Genomic DNA, 16,704 nt, shown 5'->3' on the forward strand with positions numbered 1-16,704 from the left:
GACGACCTTTCAAAATTGCTGGAGTTGCGGAGGCATGAGTGGGGCAACGGTGTAATCGCCGGTGCCGTCGAGACCGGTGACCTCGGCGATCGCGTCGATGCGGCGCGAAGCTGCCCGCCCCGCGATGAAGACGACCAGGTCTATCGCCTCGGCGATGAGACGGCGGGGAACGGTGGCGACAGCTTCCTGGGCGAGCTGCTCGATGCGATAGAGGGCAGAGCGTGCCGAATTGGCGTGAACGGTGGCGATGCCGCCAGGATRCCCGGTGTTCCATGCCTTGAGCATGTCGAGGGCTTCGGCGCCTCTCACCTCGCCGACGATGATCCGGTCGGGCCGGAGCCGCAGCGTGGAGCGCACGAGATCGGCAAGCGACACCGAGCCCCGCCTCGTCCTCAAGGCTACGCAGTCCTTTGCCGCGCATTGCAGTTCGCGCGTGTCTTCGATCAGGATCACCCGCTCGTCGCATTCGGCGACTTCGGCCAGCAGCGCATTGGCAAGCGTGGTCTTGCCCGATGACGTCCCGCCTGCGACCAGGATGTTGCGCCGCTCGCGCACCGCCTTCTTCAGCGCATCGGCCTGCAGCGGAAGCATGATGCGGTCAGCGACATAGTTGGCCAGCGTGTAGAGCTTTGCCGCGGGCTTGCGGATCGCAAAGCACGGCGCCAGCACGACAGGCGGCAGCAAACCCTCGAAGCGCTCCCCCGATGGCAGTTCGRCACTGACGATCGGATTGTCGGCATGCGCCTCGGCTCGCACATGGGAGGCGACCAGGCGGATGATGCGCTCCGCCTCGGAGGGGTGCATGAGGACGCCTGTATCGATCCGACCTTCTCCGAGGCGGTCGAGCCGCAACGCGCCGTCGGGATTGACCATCACCTCGATGACCAATGGATCGGCGAGAGCTYCGGTGATCGCCGGTCCCATCGCGGTGCGCAGCATCGCGCGCCGGCGGTGGTCGGCTTCGGGATGAGAGCTCATCCTTCCCCTCCGACGCCACTCTCCTTGCCAAGCGAGCGTTTGCCGGACGCGATCTGACGGCCGACCTGCTCGACGAATTTGTCGAAACGCTCGTGCGCGATCGCCTGCGTTGCCTTGTCCGGAACCGGCGTGTGGGCRTGAAGCGTGATCGAAAAGCGGATAAAGAGCGCCAAGCTCTCCAGGATCATCTCGGCATCGTGCCTGATCCGAGCGACGTCGCGGGAAAGACGATCGAGCCTTACACCGTAGCGACGGTCGAGCTCGTTCTCGCCACGCCGCTCGATGAAGGCTTCCACCGCCTTCGCCACCACCGCGGATTTGGTGGTCGATGGATCGCGGCTGAGATCGTCCAGCTTCTCGCTGAGCTCGGGGTCGAGCAGAAACTGGTGACGAATGCGGTGGGGCTTCATACGGCTTGTTCTCGACAGGCCGGCATTGCGCCGGCGACGACAACAAGCATGAGGCAGCTGCCCGAAATCGCCTACGGTCGTTATCTACGCCGAGATACGCTCTGGATTTTGGGGAGCCTTCAGAAGYCGGGCACGATATCCTTGTCGTCGCCCCTGCCCTCGTTGATGCCGTAGGCACGCGCCGCCGTGGAAATCCGGTCCATCACGCGCTGGTCGGCGAGCGCTTCGCTATCATCGTCGGTGGCCTTGAACAGATCGTCCTGATCCGGCTCCTGAGAGACGGCATAGTGTTCTTCAGGCAAACCGGGATGGCGCTGCTGCTGGACGCCACCCTCGTCTTCAGCGACCCCACTGGCGCTTTCTTCGTCAGTGGCCAGACGACAATCGACGCTGCGCACCTGTCCACTCCAGTCCTCCGGGCGTGGCGCAGGGCAGTCGGCGTAAGGACCGTCACGCAACCCCGGCGCAGGCAGTACCCGCTCGGTGAAATTCTGATCCTCGTAGTAGCGTAGCTTCTTCGCTCGGATCGGTGGCAGTCCCGACACCAAGACCAGTTCGTCCGAGGGCGGCAATTGCATCACCTCGCCAGGCGTCAGCAGCGGTCGCGCGGTCTCCTGTCGACTGACCATCACGTGCGACAGCCAAGGCGCCAGCCGATGGCCGGCATAGTTGCGCATGGATCTGAGTTCCGTCGCCGTGCCGAGCRCATCCGAGATGCGTTTGGCCGTCCGTTCATCATTAGAGGAAAAGGCAATTCGGACATGGCAATTGTCGAGAATGGCGTTGTTCTCGCCATACGCCTTGGAGATCTGGTTCAAGGATTGTGCGATCAGATAGGCACGAATGCCGTATCCCGCCATGAAGGCAAGCGCGGTCTCGAAGAAGTCGAGGCGGCCGAGCGCCGGGAATTCGTCGAGCATCATGAGAAGTTGGTGCTTCTTGCTTTTCTTCGGATCTCCCTCCAGCCGCTCGGTCAGCCGCCGGCCGATCTGATTGAGCACCAGCCGCACCAATGGCTTGGTGCGCGAGATGTCCGATGGCGGTACGACCAAATAAAGCGACATCGGGCGCTCGGCATCCATGAGATCGGCAATGCGCCAGTCGCAAGCAGATGTTGCCGCGGCCACGGTCGGATCGCGATAGAGCCCCAGAAACGACATGGCGGTCGAAAGCACGCCCGAACGCTCGTTCTCGGACTTGTTCAGCACCTCGCGCGCCGCCGAGGCCACAACGGGATGGACATGAGGTTTGTTCGCCGCGCCGAGGTGGTTCGTCGTCATCATCCGTTGCAATGTCGCGGCAAAGGAACGTTGCGGGTCCGACAGGAAGGTGGCGACGCGGGCGAGCGTCTTTTCCTCCTCGGCGTAGAGCACATGCAGGATGGCGCCGACCAGCAGGGAATGGCTGGTCTTTTCCCAGTGATTACGCCGCTCCAGCGCACCTTCCGGATCGACCAAGATGTCGGCAATGTTCTGGACATCGCGGACCTCGTCCGGGCCCTTGCGTACCTCCAGCAGAGGGTTGTAGCGTGCCGACCTCGAATCTGTTGGATTGAACAGCAGGCAGTGTGAGAATTTCGACCGCCAACCGGAGGTCAGCTGCCAATTTTCGCCTTTGATGTCGTGAATAACGGCCGAGCCAGTCCAGGAGAGAAGAGTTGGAACAACCAAACCGACGCCCTTGCCCGAGCGTGTCGGCGCAAAGGCCATCACATGCTCCGGTCCATCGTGGCGAAGATAGCGATCCTTCACCTTGCCGAGGAAGACACCAGCAGGGTGAAACAGCCGGGCCTTCTCGATCTCCCGAGTATCGGCCCATCRTGAGGACCCATAGGTGGAAACCAGCCCACGCTGCCGCGCGCGCCAGAGAGAGCCGGCGACCGCGGCGGCACAGCCTATGAACCCGCTCGTGCCGGCCAGCGCACCAGCCTTATCGAATACCTCAGGCGCATACGCGTCGAAATGGAACCACCATTCGAACAGTTTCCAGGGCTTGTAGATCGGCCATCCGGCCGCGACGAACCATGGCGTGCCCAGTGCCGGTTGATGGGCCAGCATGTGGGCGCACCACTGCGTTGCCGCCCATACGCCAAGAATGACGATGGCGAACACAATGGCTATCTGCCCAATCAGTAGCTTCGTCGGTGTCATTGGCTTGGTCCGCAGGTCTTGAGAGGCGGACCAAACATGGCGCGTCGCACTACAAAGTGTAACGTGCCCCACCTACGACTTGGTGCGAGCGATTCGCACCCAGGAAGGCGCGAAGGGATTATTCGCACCTTACGATCGAATGCATAGCTGGTCGAGCGGGCGCCTGTGGCAGCCAGACTACCGTGGACATGTTGTGACACCGACCTCTGATACGGTGCTACAAGCGCGTCAGTCCTGCGGTACCGACTGGCGCAGGCGGTTTATCCTTGTGCGTCCCGATCGATTGAGAACCCGCAGCGGTGGAGAAGCCAACGATTACCTCCCCGCGCGAGCAGARCGGCTGCTAAATAGGAAACGGTTCCAACAGCACAACCTCTACTCTGCTGCCATCTCGACGTCGGAATCGTCAGTCAGCCGCCGACTCCAGCTGCCGGTGGATGGATCGTAGACGGCGTCAATGGCCTGAAGGCTTCCAGAGATCGCCGCGACGTCGCAGGGCCTGYCCAATCGGGCCTTCACCAGATCAACTACTTCGCTCAATGCAAGTGGCCGCTCTGCCGAGTTCATCACCGCACTCACGGCCTCCGCCAAGCTTTCCCGCCGAGGCCCAGCCCATCCCTGCAGGTACAAATACCGACTAGTACTGACCCGAAGCCGGGGGTCGGTTGTGGCCAAGCTGCACAAAGCTGTCGCATTGAGACCACGTGACCTGAGGAAAAGCGACTGGTCGATTTCAGAGTAGTGCAAACCGGTGCCCCGCTTGCGCAGTATATCGACCAAAGCGTCAAGCATCCGGGGCTGTTCCGGGCGTTTGATCGGGAGATCCCGGTCGTTCAATCCCCACAATCCCGGCGCAACTCGCATGAYGGGATCGGCGGAAGCGATCTGAAAATGATCGCCAACACCTCTCAACGATACAATCCGTTCTCGAATTTCTTCGGTGCGTAACGGATGCCCCGCCTCCTGCAGAATGGCTACAATCGCCTGACGGAGATCAATGCGGTTGGCGGATTGGTCCGGACCTAAACCAGACCAGACGAGCCTGCCTAGGTTCTCGAGATTGCCCGACCGCTTTAGCGCAATATCTACAAGATATTTGTCAAGGTGAGATGCCTGCTGGAACCCGCGCTCTATAAGTTCAGTTGTGATTTCAGCAGTATGCCACTGTCTGCCCGGTGTACCTTCCGCGACGATCTGCTCAGCTTCGTCGGCGACCAATTCCATGATCTCGCTTGGGAGGGAGACGTGACGATCAAGTCCGTAGGTTCCCCTGGCAAAGAGATAACCCACATTGGCAGCGGCGTTATGCACTCTCCTGATATCAATCTCTCGGCCTGCACGCTCTGCTGCGAGCGTTGCAATCTCCGAGTAATGTAGCGGGCGCTCGGAAGCCTCCAGGACCGCCTGAACCAGGTTTTCGACCCCTCGACCGAACGCGACAAGAACGGCGACCCCGTCTCGTTCGACAAACTGGGCATGACGAGTAGCCTGATCCCACAACAGTTCGCCGAACTCTTTGCCTTTCTCTGGCAGCATCCCCTGAGCGACCGAGCGGCAATGATCGAGCGTCCAGGCACCATCGGCTCCGGTTTCAAGCAGGTGGCGCGCTGCCGATACAGCCTCGTTCCATTCCTCTTCGGTCAACAAGCCGATGTAGTCTGTTCCGTCGATCTGCAGCACTTTGGCTGGGCCGGCCGAGACGGTTGACAGAAGGTAGCYAAGTGCCTCCCCCTCCTGCCCCATCCCAGCAAACCAGCTATCTACCGCTTCGATGCCTTTCAGAGGCAAGGGCACTCGGCGGTCTTCCATCAAGCTGGCTAGCTTTTCGGTGAGCAGGTCATCCCAGATTTCCTCACGGATAAGACGTTTGACAACTGCAGCCTCGATCTGGCGAATGCGCTCGCGCGTTACGCCATATTGTCCARCAATTTCTTGCAGAGTCTGCGGCCTTTGACCAAGACCCATTCTCTTGAACATGATGTTCCGCTCCCTCTCTGGGTACTTCGAAAGGGATGCTTTGATGCATTCTATAAGCGTGGCATAGACAGCCTCGCTTTCGAGCGATTTTCTTTCGACAGGTCCTTCATCGAGAGCCGCCTGCAGGCAGTACAGCAAGTCGGCCGCTGATCTTCTGCCGAAATTTTGCGCCTCCAGGAGTTCACTAAGGGACCTCTTGGCAAGATCAGATACCGTTCGAATGCCGAGACTATTGAACAAATTGGTGACGCGAACGGGCAAGGCTATCGTCTGGAAGTCCTGCTCCCGCAGCCATGGCGGGGCAGCCCGTGCGAATTCGCAAGGATCATTCCGATCCCCAGTAATCATCTGATCGAGGCGATATCCGCCTGCGGCCTTCCTTAAGGCCACTGGAAGTTCCGACTCTGCCGCTATGTAGCTGGACTCGTCGAAAATTCCGCACTTTTCAAATTCAGGTGCGGCCTCAGGATGCTGATCCAGCAGCCGTCGGACCCATCCTACCGGCGTTCGACCTGAAAAGGCGGCCTCTGCCTTTTTTGCCTGCGGGACCAGYGCCTCATCAACGGTGTAGCCCCAGCCGCGGATGCCAAGATAGACGGGCAGCTCGCCGATCTTTCCGAGCTCGTGCTCCGAGGTGATAAATCCCGCCGGGAGGCTGAACTTCGCRGAACCTGTGACAAGCAAATGGCCCTGCCATTGCTTTGCGATCGGGTCAAACTCCCGCGCGGGCGGCCGATCGAAGCCGACATGAAGTACGCCCACGACTTGTTCAGGCGAAAGTCTGTTCTTCCAGGCACCAAGCATTTCTTCAAGATCGCGGTGCACGCTGATCGACCATTCAGACTCGCGCCTGATCATCAGGAATGCACGCAAGCCAGTTGCCATCAGACAGCCTTCTCGGCTACCTGATCGAAAAGTCGGACAAAATCGATCCCGCCGCTCTTTGCCTGTGCGTGAAGATCGTTCACGCCCCAATCTGCCAATCGTTCGATCAGCCGGTAAGGAGTGGTCTCAGTAAGTTGCTCGGGCATTAGTGTTTCGACCGCGCGCCGCAAAGTCTGGTCTGGATCGAGAGAACCCACATTCAGGAATGTCGATCTCTTGCCAATCTCCGGCGCGATGGCGCCCTGCGCCAATGCTAGGGCAACCGCGAAGCGGTAGCCGTCCATCTTTTCCGCAAAGATGCCATTCTCCTTCAGGTCGTCGAGTTTGTCGTTTCCCGCCTCAGACAAACCAATATTGACAATCTCCTGCTGACTCACAGCGCCGTCCTTTCAATCGTCGAGTGCGTGGGTGAAATTTCGACAATCTTGTAAGCGGCACCAATCCGCGATTYGATGCTCGACAGATCCGTATCTGGACGGATCTCTCCGCTATGAACAAGCAGCACAAACTGACTCGTTACCTCTGGCAGGTACGAGAGGATGTTGTCCCGGTGTTTCAGATCGAGGCGGCCAAAGGGGGTGTCCATTATTACCGGGCCAACTGCACGTCCGGTGCGATTCAAACCGTCGATCAGCGAGAGGGCGACCACCTGCTCGGCTCCTGCGCTTCTGAGAGGCACCTTGTGGCCGCGGGCATCGAGAATGCTAAGTCCGTAATTGGCGTTAATCTCGAGGCCGCGATAACCTTTTTGAGTAGTCATTTTCAGGAACGCATCGTTGGCAAGGCTGCCGACGCGCGTGCGCAAGCGGTCGCGCAGCCGCTCGATACTGGCCGCGAAGGTGCGCTCCAGTTCGCTAGCCACATTGACCTTGATCGTGCTTTTTCGTGAGCGGGCGGGTGCAAGTCCCTCAATTGCTTTCTGACTGACAGCCAAGTCCTGCCGGATCTGATCGATGCTCTTGCGGACGGCAATGATGTCTCCTTGAAGCCGGCCTTCTTCCCGCACCGCTTCGTCCTTCAGCACCCGTTTCCTTGCAAGCTCTGCCGTGTCCTGCCCCGCTATCTCATCGGAGATGGTCTCGATTTCATTCTCTACTCGCTGGAGATTTACGGACGCCATTCGCAAGTCCCGATCGAGCTCYAGCAATCGGTCGCGAGCGCGGACGCCCCRTATCTTATTGAGCGAGGCAAGTTGGGCTGCGATTGCCTGCAATTCATTGCTGGTATCGACGGCGCGGCTCATTTCCACTTGCAGACCGCCGAGGGAGGAACCGAGATCGTGGCGATGCCCTTCTGCAATTTCCTGTCCGCAAAGAGAGCACACTCCGCTGGCCAGTAGTTTCTGCAGCCTCTCGATCTGATCCTCCAATTTGCCCTGCTGCTTTAGAGCACGCGTCAATTCACCCTGACRCAGAGTGAGGAAGCGCCTTTTGACCTCCAACTTTGCATCAAGAAGGTCCTGCCAGGCATCTCCTAGGAGGGAGCGGCGATCATCCTCCTTTTTCTTTATCTGAACCTCCAAGCTGACCTTCTGGGTCTTGAGGCCATCCAGCTTCGATTTCTGCGCGAGAAGCACGGCTGCGGCATCAAGTTCGTCTTCGAGCTTGAGACGCTCCTTACGCGTGTCGTCGAGTTTCTGCTGCAAGGCGACCAGGTCGCGGTCATATGAGTCCTGCTTTGCGGTAAGTTCTTTTTGGCGGTTGGCCTGCTTTTCCAACCCTTGGATGTGCTGAAGTTCAGCGGTTTGCTTCTTGGTCGCGCTTTTCAGGATGGCTCCGAGTTCATCGCGCCCCCTAATTAGCGCAGGGACGCCGAGCACCTCCTCAATAGCTTCCTTGATTTRCCGCCCCTGTTCGCTTCCCTCGATGAGGAGGCTCTCGTATTCCTGCAGCAGTTCGCCATCGAACAGAAAGAACCGGGAAATCTGCTCTKGCGCAATCTGATCGATTTCAGACTCGATTTGATCGCCGCTTACCACCACATTGTCGCGTGTGAGGTAGACAGAAACCTGGAAATCCTCTGACCGGCTGGGGACCGCGACATGAACGCGGCGGTCCGCAGTCCGCCTCAAATTGTACCTGTATCCRTTCGCCTCGTACTCGACAAAAAGCTGAACCTTCCAATCGCCCTCCAGGGCGGCTTCTCTGTTGACGATATCATGGAGACCGATTGGCCGAGAGTGCCGCCCCAACGCTTTCCCGTAGAATCCCCAGCGAAGGGCGTTCAGCAGACTCGTTTTGCCGCGCATGTTGTCGCCAAAGACAATCATAACATTGCGCTGGTCGTCGGTCGGAAAGTCGACGGTTATCGAGCCCTTGTAGGGCATAAAGTTATGAATGGTAATCCGGTGCAGTTTCATTAGTCCTGCGCCTCGCCGCTCAGACCTTTGACATGCTCGTCAATCAGCTTCTCCATGTTAGCCGCGGATACTGTCCGGTCGGCGCTGAATTGGAACCGCTTCTGAACAAAATAACATTGCCTCAAAAGCGATTCGTCGAGACCTGGAGATACTTCTGTGCGAACCGCAAGTAGCGTTTCCAGCGWCATATCTTCTTCGGCCATCAGTTGTCGCTTTCCATTCCGTCATCGATCAAAGTGTCGGGGTTAATGCCCATTTCAATGGCTATTGCGCGCAGATCGGCTCCAGCCGCTCGGTTGACGGCATGTTTCGAGAACTCTATCGATCGTACCAGTTCAGCGCGCAGCAGACTCATCTGCTCCGGCTCATCCTCTGGGTCGACCGGCACAACGATGGCATCATGGATGAAGGCGATCTCTTTTCCAGGCGACCGCCGCAAAACGCGTCCGCGCCTCTGGATAAATTGCCGCGGATTCTGCGAGGAAGCGAGTATCAACGCGTGGGAGACAGCCGGAATGTCCACTCCTTCGTCGAGGCATCTGATTGACACAAGTATCCCCCCGTATACCCGGAACCACGACATTGTGGCATCACGGTCTCCCGCCATCGATGAATGATACTCGATGGCGTCCATGCCAGCACTTTTTAAATCAGCAAGAACTTCAGCCAGCTGATCCGCATCCTCGCAATATACGAGCCAACTTTGCCCATTTTCAAAGTTCGATTTGAGAATTTCGGTCGCGAGCCTGACTTTTGCAGCAGCCTTCTTTGCGATGCGTGCACGGCGGATCAGTAGCAACTTTGCCCGCTCGCTGATTGCCTTCTTACCGCCTTCGTCCGGCCGTTGACGGGCTATCTCAAGCTTGATCGAGCGCGTCAGATCCCTCCACTCATCAGCCTCTTCCGCGGTCAGGTTAAGGGCATGTGGAAAATACTCGTAAGGAACAAGCCGTCCGGCATCGATCGCGTCATTGAGCGTGATAGGCGGAGGCACGACAGGCCCGAAGTAGTGGAACATTTTTGCAGTACCGTCGGGATCGCCATACCGCTTGGGAGTTGCGCTGAGTCCCAGGCGAGACCCCGCGTGGATTCCGAAGAGCTCGGAATTCTGAGGACTGCCGGTCTGATGAACTTCGTCGGCAACGACGAGAAGATGATCGCCGGCAACGAGCTTCTCCCTGAATTCCGGCATGGAGGCCGTCTGCATTRTTGCAAGGATGATGCGGCCTCCAAGWGTGGGATCGGGATCGGTCATGCTTTGCAGCCTGCGTGGTAACCGCCATTTGTCGTTGCCGGCACCGGCAAGGAGAAGGGCAGCGGTGGGAATCTCCTCACGAAGTTCTGCGGCYCATTGTTCGAGCAGCAAACGGCTTGGGACGAGGACGAGCGAGGGAAGTCCCTTCTCCGCCTGCCGTGATATCGCGATGATAGCAGTAAACGTTTTTCCGCTGCCGGTAGCATGTTCGAAAATGCCTCGCTCGCCTTGCGCGACCCAGCCTGCAATTGCGTTGTTCTGGTGCGCTAGCGGTGAACGTTTCGAATTCGGCTGCTGAAAAGCGATTTCCGTCACGTCATCCAGCCTTGCTAATGCCGACTTCTTCAGGCGGTCGATGGCAATCGATGGGAAGGGAAAAACTTCGATGTCGATGTCATTTTCCGACCAAAGAGAGTCAAAATGCGCTTCATGTCTGCAGACCCTTTCTTCTTCAAGTCCCCCACGCCAACTGCAGAAAACCTCAATCGATTCAAAGTTGCCTGACGGGTCCCATGCGCTCCAGGTTTCGTTAGCGGAACCCTTGAATGAAACGCGATTACCGATACCGTCGGCAAAGATCCCGATTTTCTCGTGATATAGACCTTTTCGATCTGCTCTGACGGCTAGCTTAATCTCCAGGGCGCCTACCGCGACAAGAGTTGCAAGTATGCGTGTGCGGTAAGACGTTTCATGCTCAGACAGCATACTGTCGATTTGCGCAACTAACCTCTCGGTGATGATCTGGTTTCGCTTGGCGTATCCGAGGGCAATCGAATCGATATCATCGGCGTCCAGCTCGGGCGAGCAAATCAAGTTTATTGTTCCGCCGCGCCGCACGAACTCGATCACGCTATGTCCCGTGACGAGGAATACGGAAGACCGAAAATAACCCGTTGYACGCTTATAGCTGATCGCATGCTGGAAACACGGGCGGTAGAACGCCTGTGCAGGCGCCTCTTTGATGGATCGATATTCCGTCTTCAGTCTCAGGACGGACAGATCGCCCAAGAATGCGCCCCGCGCCTCGGGCGGTTCGCTTGGATCGCCCAATAGTTGCACTCCCCCAGCTCAATTACCCTGACATGACTCCGTCCGCGAATTCCTCGAAGCGCCCGCGCGATCCCTCGACATATTCCGCGGAGGCTTCAACTCCGATCCAGCGACGTCCCAGCTGCTGGGAGATGGCCCCYGTCGTGTTCGATCCGGCGAACGGATCAAGGACGAGGTCACCAGGTGAGCTGAGAAATTTCACGAAAAAGGCAGACAACATGGCCTGCATTCGCGCCGGGTGAGCAGGGAGGGACAAACGTTTGCAGTAGTCACGATAATTGGCGTCCCATTTCGTACCCGAGAATTTCAGCAGCGACTCTGGAATGGCATTTTCCTCGTCGAATTCCAGTACGTTAGCGGAAATCGCCCCTCCATGATTCTTGAGGAAGCCCGTCTCCGAAATGACATGACCCGAAGGCCGCACTCCAGCGTTGTACTTCTGTGTCCTCAGCAGTTTTTTCATGTCGTGGCCGTAGGGGGTCAGGACTTCGCGATTGTCAGCTTTTGGAGTCTTTGATTTCGACATCCACCAGACGTGGGTAAACGAATCCTTCAAGCGGATACGCTTCACGTTGACCCATGCCGCTGGGCTCGGAAGGCGAGCCGGATTGTGACAGATGACGTGCTGGCATAGATGCAAACTTGCAGCACGCTTGAATTCAAGCAACGCTTCGAGTGGAAGCGTTGACATCACAGGAGCACCCTCTTCCCACGCGTTTCCGATCTCGATGACAATCGAACCGTCGTCGGTAAGCAAGTCGGTCAAGGGGACCGCCAATGATTTAAGCCAGTTTAGATAGGCTTCGCCGGTCTCGTTGCCGTATCGTTTCTTGCGTACAAGGGGAAACGGCGGGGATGTAACGATGAGATTGATCTTGCCCTTGAGACTTGTCAGGGCCTCGCTGGTCAGCGCGTCTTCAATGCGGCCGTGCAGCATGCTACCGAGAGCAGTGTGGTAAGCTTCCACAATGGACACACTGTCAGTCGCCTTAGGTGAGCTTGCTGCCGCAGTCTGGTCTGCCTCAGCCGTTGTTCCGTTTACGCTGGTAGCCGATTCCGYGGACGGAGCTCCTCCTTGGCGAGACTTAGGTGCATCGTCAGGGTTAGGGCTGCCGGCATWGGCGTTGGAACGCGCCGCGCGCCTCTCAGCGCGCGCGCGTATTCTCGCGGAGGGCTGGATGTTTCCGCGCCCGAACCGAGAATATCTCACCCGTTCCCCCCTCGTCTTTGCGATTGCCACTTAGAAAAGGTGCTTCGCTCTGATCGTCAAGCTTTGATTTGCTCTCGCGCGGTTTATTATCAGCTCGATGTATCGCCAAGTGCAATTGGCGTGCCTGCAGTCGTCGAGATGGACGAACTCGAAGCTTGGCCGTTGATCCTTGAGAATTCAGTCACTTCAGAGGCAGGGTGCCGCCTTATTCCACCTGCCCCAGCCTGATCGCCAATGCGGCGCTACGAAACGCTTGGCCCGCTCCTTTGCCGGCCGATGGCCCAAGAAATCCCCTCCCCGCTCACGACCCCGGAGACCTCCTTCCCAACGTGTCGATCAAGCACTGCCCGCCATGGCACCAGCGTGAACTCACGCGATTTCTCGATGACGGCATATTTTCCGCTCGCGAGATCGACGGATCGGAGCATTTTGCCTTCCAATCGATCTCCAGGCTTCACTTCGAAATAGGAGAGCCCGAGCTCACTCGAAAGCTGACCGGCGATTCGGTTCATCTCGCGCTGTTGCAGGATTGAAATCATGTTGGCGCGGTAGACGATCCGATCCTTCTCCTCATGCGCCAGGCCTTGTGCAACCAGCCACTGCCGTCGCTGGGTCTGCGCCTCACGTATCTCAGAGCCGAAGCTGGAATTGCGCAAACCTTCCGGTCGATCGGAAACCAGTTCCCGGTCGAGCCAGGTGGCGCCATCGAAGCCGACCTGCTTTTCCAGCGGCATCGGCGAGAGCTTATCGACCAGGACAGGCTCAGCCCTGGCCCGCCGGCGCTCGTAATCGGAGACGCGGTCGAGATGATCCGGTGCGATGATCCAAGTACCGTCCRGCCTTCGCTCCACCCCGCCGGTGACTCGCCGCATCACCTCCAGCCTTCGGACATGCGTTTCGGCGAAGCGTTCGGTCGCGGACGGATCGTGCCGCAGATGAATATCGGTGTTATAGTGCCCGCCATTCGCCGCTGCGATGTYTGCGATCGTACGGTCGACCTGTCTGGGCTCAGTGTTCCGCGGCGTGACACGGACGATGCAGCCGTCAGGCGTCGGTTCGGTAGCCTCGCCTCTGCCGATATCGATGTAGTGGCTTTTGCCGTCCACGCTGTCGACGATGAGATAGTGCCTGTCGTTGATTTCGTCGCTCAGTCCTCGCGCGACCACGCGGCCGACCACAGGCTCAGCATTTTGTCCCGCATCGTAGACCACACAATCGGCTGCACTGCGCGCGAGTCCCTTGCCGGTTAGTTCGCGATGCATGGTTTTGATGATATCGCCGCGTTCGCCCAACCGACGGAGCGTTGCTTCGAGCTCGTCGTCCAGGCGCCAGCGGCCGGAACCGATCTCCGCTGCAAGATCCATCCGCTCGAGCTTGCGCAGGCGACCCTGATGCAATGTCTGGCGAAACGCGTCGCGGCCGACCGGAGAAACAACTCCGTCCTCGTCGCGCATTCGCAGCAGCTGGCGATCGATGCTGGTGAAGCACTCCTGCTCCATCTCCTGCCGTAGGCGTTGCTCGATCTGGTGGTCGGTRCGCGGGCCGAGGTCGAGGCTCACCAGTTCCGCCGCCCGCTTGCGCAGGCCAGCCGAGATGTAGTCGCGCGCGATGACGAGATTCTCACCGCGATCATCCTTGCCGCGGACGATGATATGCGTATGCGGATGGCCGGTGTTAAAATGGTCGACGGCAACCCAGTCGAGTCTGGTGCCGAGGTCTTCTTCCATTTGAGCCATGAGGCGCCGCGTCAGCGGCTTGAGATCCTCATACTCGATGCCATCTTCGGCTGCGACGATGAAGCGGAATTGATGCCGGTCGCCATTGGCGCGATCGAGGAAAGCTCTGCCGTCGACGCGATCGCTATCGGCATCATAGATCTCACCGGGCTCGCCTTCGCTGGTGACGCCGTCGCGCTGGAGATAGCGCAGATGCGCACGCGCTCCGTCCGCACTCTTGCCGGCTAGCCTCACTACGCGTGCCTTGACGATCGCACGACGCTGCCGGAACGCTGCATATCGGTCGCGTGACTTGAGCAGCGCGGCGGCCGCCCCTCCGCGCCCAACCCGACTCCCAATGAAATGGTTGCCGCGCCGGGACTTGCCACCGGCTCGGTTGATCGCGGCCCTAAGCTGACCGGCAAACCGCTTCCCTGCCTTCGAGCCCAGCGACCCGATTTTGCCAAGCTTTGGCCTGAACTCGTCGTCTTTCACCCCAGCCTCCCGTATAATTGCAGCAAAATCAGCCGCTTGCGCGCCCCAGCCTCCTGATACTGTTGGCAGCCTCCTGGAAAAACGATGTGCAGACAAAGACTTGACCGCCTCATGGAGGCGGTACCTTTATCTTGCCTTACGCGAACCTGCCCTCGCCCGCCTGCACCRGGTCCGCCGCACCCTCGCTGTCACTTGTGATCCGGCAGCTCCGATGCCGATCCCTGCGATCCAAGCGGCACCAGAATTTGGCCCTTCGGAGTGCCCGCTGGCACGCCGTCGCGCAGAAAAAAGAGCGAGCGCCCGGGGGAGGCTTTCGAGGTCGGTGAGGGAGGAGATTTGCCCTTGAACTCGTTGATGTCCGCAGCCGAAACCCCGGCTGCGTTGAGCTTTCTTAGATAATCGACTGTCTCGGACGGCAGCGGTAGTCCGCGCTGCAAATGGTCGTCGTAGCGCTCTGGTCCGGCATTGTAGGCCGCGAACAGGCCGGGAAAACCGAAGCGATCATACATGGCGCGCAGGTACGCGGCTCCCGCCAGAATGTTATCGCGCGGATCATACGGATCACTGCCAAGATCATGCTCGACGCGCATCTCATCATAGGTGCCAGGCATCACCTGCATGAGGCCCATGGCACCGGCGCGCGAGGTGATTGGGTGGCCGTGGACCATGGTCCTGCCGCCGCTCTCGGCATCGATAACGGCGTTGATCCAGCCTTCAGGAACACGAAAACGTTGGCTTGCTTCCGATACGAACTGCTGCCAGTTTCGCAACTGCGGACTATAGGAGATGGCGATCGGCTCAGCTCCGATCGAGGCGGAACAGGCGCATGGCGCGACCGCGATCATGCCCAGCATGAGGAGGGTTACTCGGTCCATAGCGGCTCGAGCCTCCCGATGATGTTTTTGACCGGAACCGGCCCGAAATACCGGCTGTCGAAGGAGCGCGGGGCCTCGCCATTGAGCAGGAAGATCTCGTCGGCCGAGAGTGCCCGGCACTGGTTCCACCAGGGCATGCCACGACCTTTGGTGTCGGTCGCGAGCCGGTGCGCGACGATCTCGCCGCCGATGATGATCGCATCATTGAAGGCGCAGACGTGCTCGCGCGGGAGTGCTGCGAGGTGCTTCACCAACGGCACAGTRCGAGGCAGATAGCCGCGCTCAGCGGCGATATCGGCAATGAATGCCGGTGCGCGGGCAAGCACGAGATCGCCCCTTGCAGGGGTGCCGGCGACAACGTGGTAAAGGCCGATTGGCGCACTTGCCGAGGCGTTCCAGACGAGCCAGGGCGTCGGTTTGGCGATGGCCGTGAAGGCAARCAAACCCAAGCCAATCGCAGTCGCGGCGATCACCTTGCGGGCGCGAATTCGYCGCAGCCTGCTGCCGATGAGATGGATGGAGGGTCCCCGGCTCACGAGCGACCTCCATCATCTGCAACGATCTTGTCCTGGTGGCCCTTCGACCACTCGTCGAGCTCGTCGATGTGGTAGCGGACATAGCGGCCGTGCTTGCGGAATTTCGGGCCGGCGCTCTTGATCCGCATCTTTTCCAAGGTTCGTTGCGACAGCCCGATGTAAAAGGCGGCTTGCGCCGTGTTGAGGAACGGGCTGCCCTTCTTGGCGCGGGCCGCGCGTTCGTTTTCGTCGTCCATGATGATCCTCGTTTTGCCGATGGAAGGCGGCGGAGAGGATCGGCGAGCGAGGGCGTCTGCGGGACGGGCGAAGAGTCGGTTGGGAGTTTTCGCCGCCCCTTCAGGCGCGTGTCGTTGGATGACGAAGGAAAGCCCCCGCACCGGTAGCGCGAGGGCTATTAGTTCTGCCGATCAGTCGGCGGGGTTCCAGATGATGGCGTAGGTGTCGTCGTCCTCCTGGCCGGCGGCGCGGCCGAGGTTGGMGTAAAGCTTGCGCGGGCCGAACTCGGGGGCTGCGATCGACAGGCTCACATAGTCCTTGCCGGAAGCCTCGCCGGTCCGGACCCAGCCGGCGCCGACTTCGACCCCTTGGGTCAGCACCCGGAAGTCCGGATGGTTGTCGGCGCTCTTGGCCTGATTGGGCACGATGTCGATGTCGGCGCGGACGCTGAGGGTCTTGAGCTGGCCCTTGTAGGCGCCGTTTTCCTGCTTGGTGACGTAACCGATCGCGGTCATCTGAAAGTCTCCTTTTTGCTTTCGCCGGGGACCATTCCCCTGCGATGGCGGACCGTGATGGGCGCGTCCGGGCCGCCC

The 16,704-nt window shown here is 59.2% G+C and carries 14 protein-coding genes; all 14 read right to left on the bottom strand.

The annotated features are described in order from the left end of the window. Nucleotides 1-9: 9 nt before the first annotated feature. Nucleotides 10-978 (bottom strand): P-type conjugative transfer ATPase TrbB, encoded by a 969-nt coding sequence (trbB, locus tag ORS3428_RS21985; RefSeq protein ID WP_071100405.1) that lies wholly within the window; start codon nucleotides 976-978, stop codon nucleotides 10-12. Next, the gene (locus ORS3428_RS21990) at nucleotides 975-1,388 is read right to left on the bottom strand and encodes a CopG family transcriptional regulator (RefSeq protein WP_071100406.1); all 414 of its coding nucleotides are present in this window, start codon (nucleotides 1,386-1,388) and stop codon (nucleotides 975-977) included. Before ORS3428_RS21990 ends, trbB begins: the two co-directional genes overlap by 4 nt. A 119-nt stretch (nucleotides 1,389-1,507) precedes the next feature. After that, nucleotides 1,508-3,538 carry a conjugal transfer protein TraG gene (locus ORS3428_RS21995; protein WP_071100407.1) on the bottom strand — a complete coding sequence of 677 codons (2,031 nt, stop codon included), beginning with the start codon at nucleotides 3,536-3,538 and terminating at the stop codon, nucleotides 1,508-1,510. Between the two features lie 375 nt (nucleotides 3,539-3,913). Beyond that, nucleotides 3,914-6,400: a DNA-directed RNA polymerase subunit alpha C-terminal domain-containing protein gene (locus ORS3428_RS22000; RefSeq protein ID WP_071100408.1), complete on the bottom strand. Its 2,487-nt coding sequence runs from the start codon at nucleotides 6,398-6,400 to the stop codon at nucleotides 3,914-3,916. Further along, nucleotides 6,400-6,777: a hypothetical protein gene (locus ORS3428_RS22005; protein ID WP_071100409.1), complete on the bottom strand. Its 378-nt coding sequence runs from the start codon at nucleotides 6,775-6,777 to the stop codon at nucleotides 6,400-6,402. Before ORS3428_RS22005 ends, ORS3428_RS22000 begins: the two co-directional genes overlap by 1 nt. Beyond that, entirely contained in the window at nucleotides 6,774-8,759 is a 1,986-nt protein-coding gene (locus ORS3428_RS22010; RefSeq protein ID WP_071100410.1) for an AAA family ATPase, read from the bottom strand. Before ORS3428_RS22010 ends, ORS3428_RS22005 begins: the two co-directional genes overlap by 4 nt. After that, on the bottom strand, nucleotides 8,759-8,962 hold the full coding sequence (locus tag ORS3428_RS22015; protein WP_071100411.1) for a DNA modification system-associated small protein: 204 nt from the start codon (nucleotides 8,960-8,962) through the stop codon (nucleotides 8,759-8,761). The genes ORS3428_RS22010 and ORS3428_RS22015 overlap by 1 nt, the downstream gene beginning before the upstream one ends. Beyond that, nucleotides 8,962-11,064 (bottom strand): DEAD/DEAH box helicase family protein, encoded by a 2,103-nt coding sequence (locus ORS3428_RS22020; protein WP_083355248.1) that lies wholly within the window; start codon nucleotides 11,062-11,064, stop codon nucleotides 8,962-8,964. The genes ORS3428_RS22015 and ORS3428_RS22020 overlap by 1 nt, the downstream gene beginning before the upstream one ends. Nucleotides 11,065-11,086: 22 nt before the next feature. After that, nucleotides 11,087-12,040, bottom strand: a complete 954-nt coding sequence (locus ORS3428_RS22025; protein WP_201788334.1) for a DNA-methyltransferase — start codon at nucleotides 12,038-12,040, stop codon at nucleotides 11,087-11,089. A 476-nt stretch (nucleotides 12,041-12,516) separates the two neighbouring features. After that, on the bottom strand, nucleotides 12,517-14,484 hold the full coding sequence (rlxS, locus tag ORS3428_RS22030; RefSeq protein WP_071100413.1) for a relaxase/mobilization nuclease RlxS: 1,968 nt from the start codon (nucleotides 14,482-14,484) through the stop codon (nucleotides 12,517-12,519). 188 nt (nucleotides 14,485-14,672) lie between these two features. Then, nucleotides 14,673-15,359, bottom strand: a complete 687-nt coding sequence (locus ORS3428_RS22035) for a lytic transglycosylase domain-containing protein (RefSeq protein ID WP_071100414.1) — start codon at nucleotides 15,357-15,359, stop codon at nucleotides 14,673-14,675. Further along, on the bottom strand, nucleotides 15,347-15,895 hold the full coding sequence (locus ORS3428_RS22040; protein WP_071100415.1) for a S26 family signal peptidase: 549 nt from the start codon (nucleotides 15,893-15,895) through the stop codon (nucleotides 15,347-15,349). Before ORS3428_RS22040 ends, ORS3428_RS22035 begins: the two co-directional genes overlap by 13 nt. After that, the gene (locus tag ORS3428_RS22045; protein ID WP_071100416.1) at nucleotides 15,892-16,131 is read right to left on the bottom strand and encodes a helix-turn-helix transcriptional regulator; all 240 of its coding nucleotides are present in this window, start codon (nucleotides 16,129-16,131) and stop codon (nucleotides 15,892-15,894) included. The genes ORS3428_RS22040 and ORS3428_RS22045 overlap by 4 nt, the downstream gene beginning before the upstream one ends. Before the next feature lie 171 nt (nucleotides 16,132-16,302). Next, complete coding sequence (locus ORS3428_RS22050; RefSeq protein WP_071100417.1) at nucleotides 16,303-16,626, bottom strand: DUF736 domain-containing protein; 324 nt, start codon at nucleotides 16,624-16,626, stop codon at nucleotides 16,303-16,305. Nucleotides 16,627-16,704 lie beyond the last annotated feature (78 nt).

Source organism: Mesorhizobium sp. ORS 3428 (genome assembly GCF_001854785.1).
Classification (GTDB): Bacteria; Pseudomonadota; Alphaproteobacteria; order Rhizobiales; family Rhizobiaceae; genus Mesorhizobium.

Bases quoted from the DNA above. Each gene is read 5' to 3' on its own strand.
- ORS3428_RS22035 (WP_071100414.1), bottom strand. From the start codon at position 15,359: ATGGACCGAGTAACCCTCCTCATGCTGGGCATGATCGCGGTCGCGCCA.
- ORS3428_RS22045 (WP_071100416.1), bottom strand. From the start codon at position 16,131: ATGGACGACGAAAACGAACGCGCGGCCCGCGCCAAGAAGGGCAGCCCG.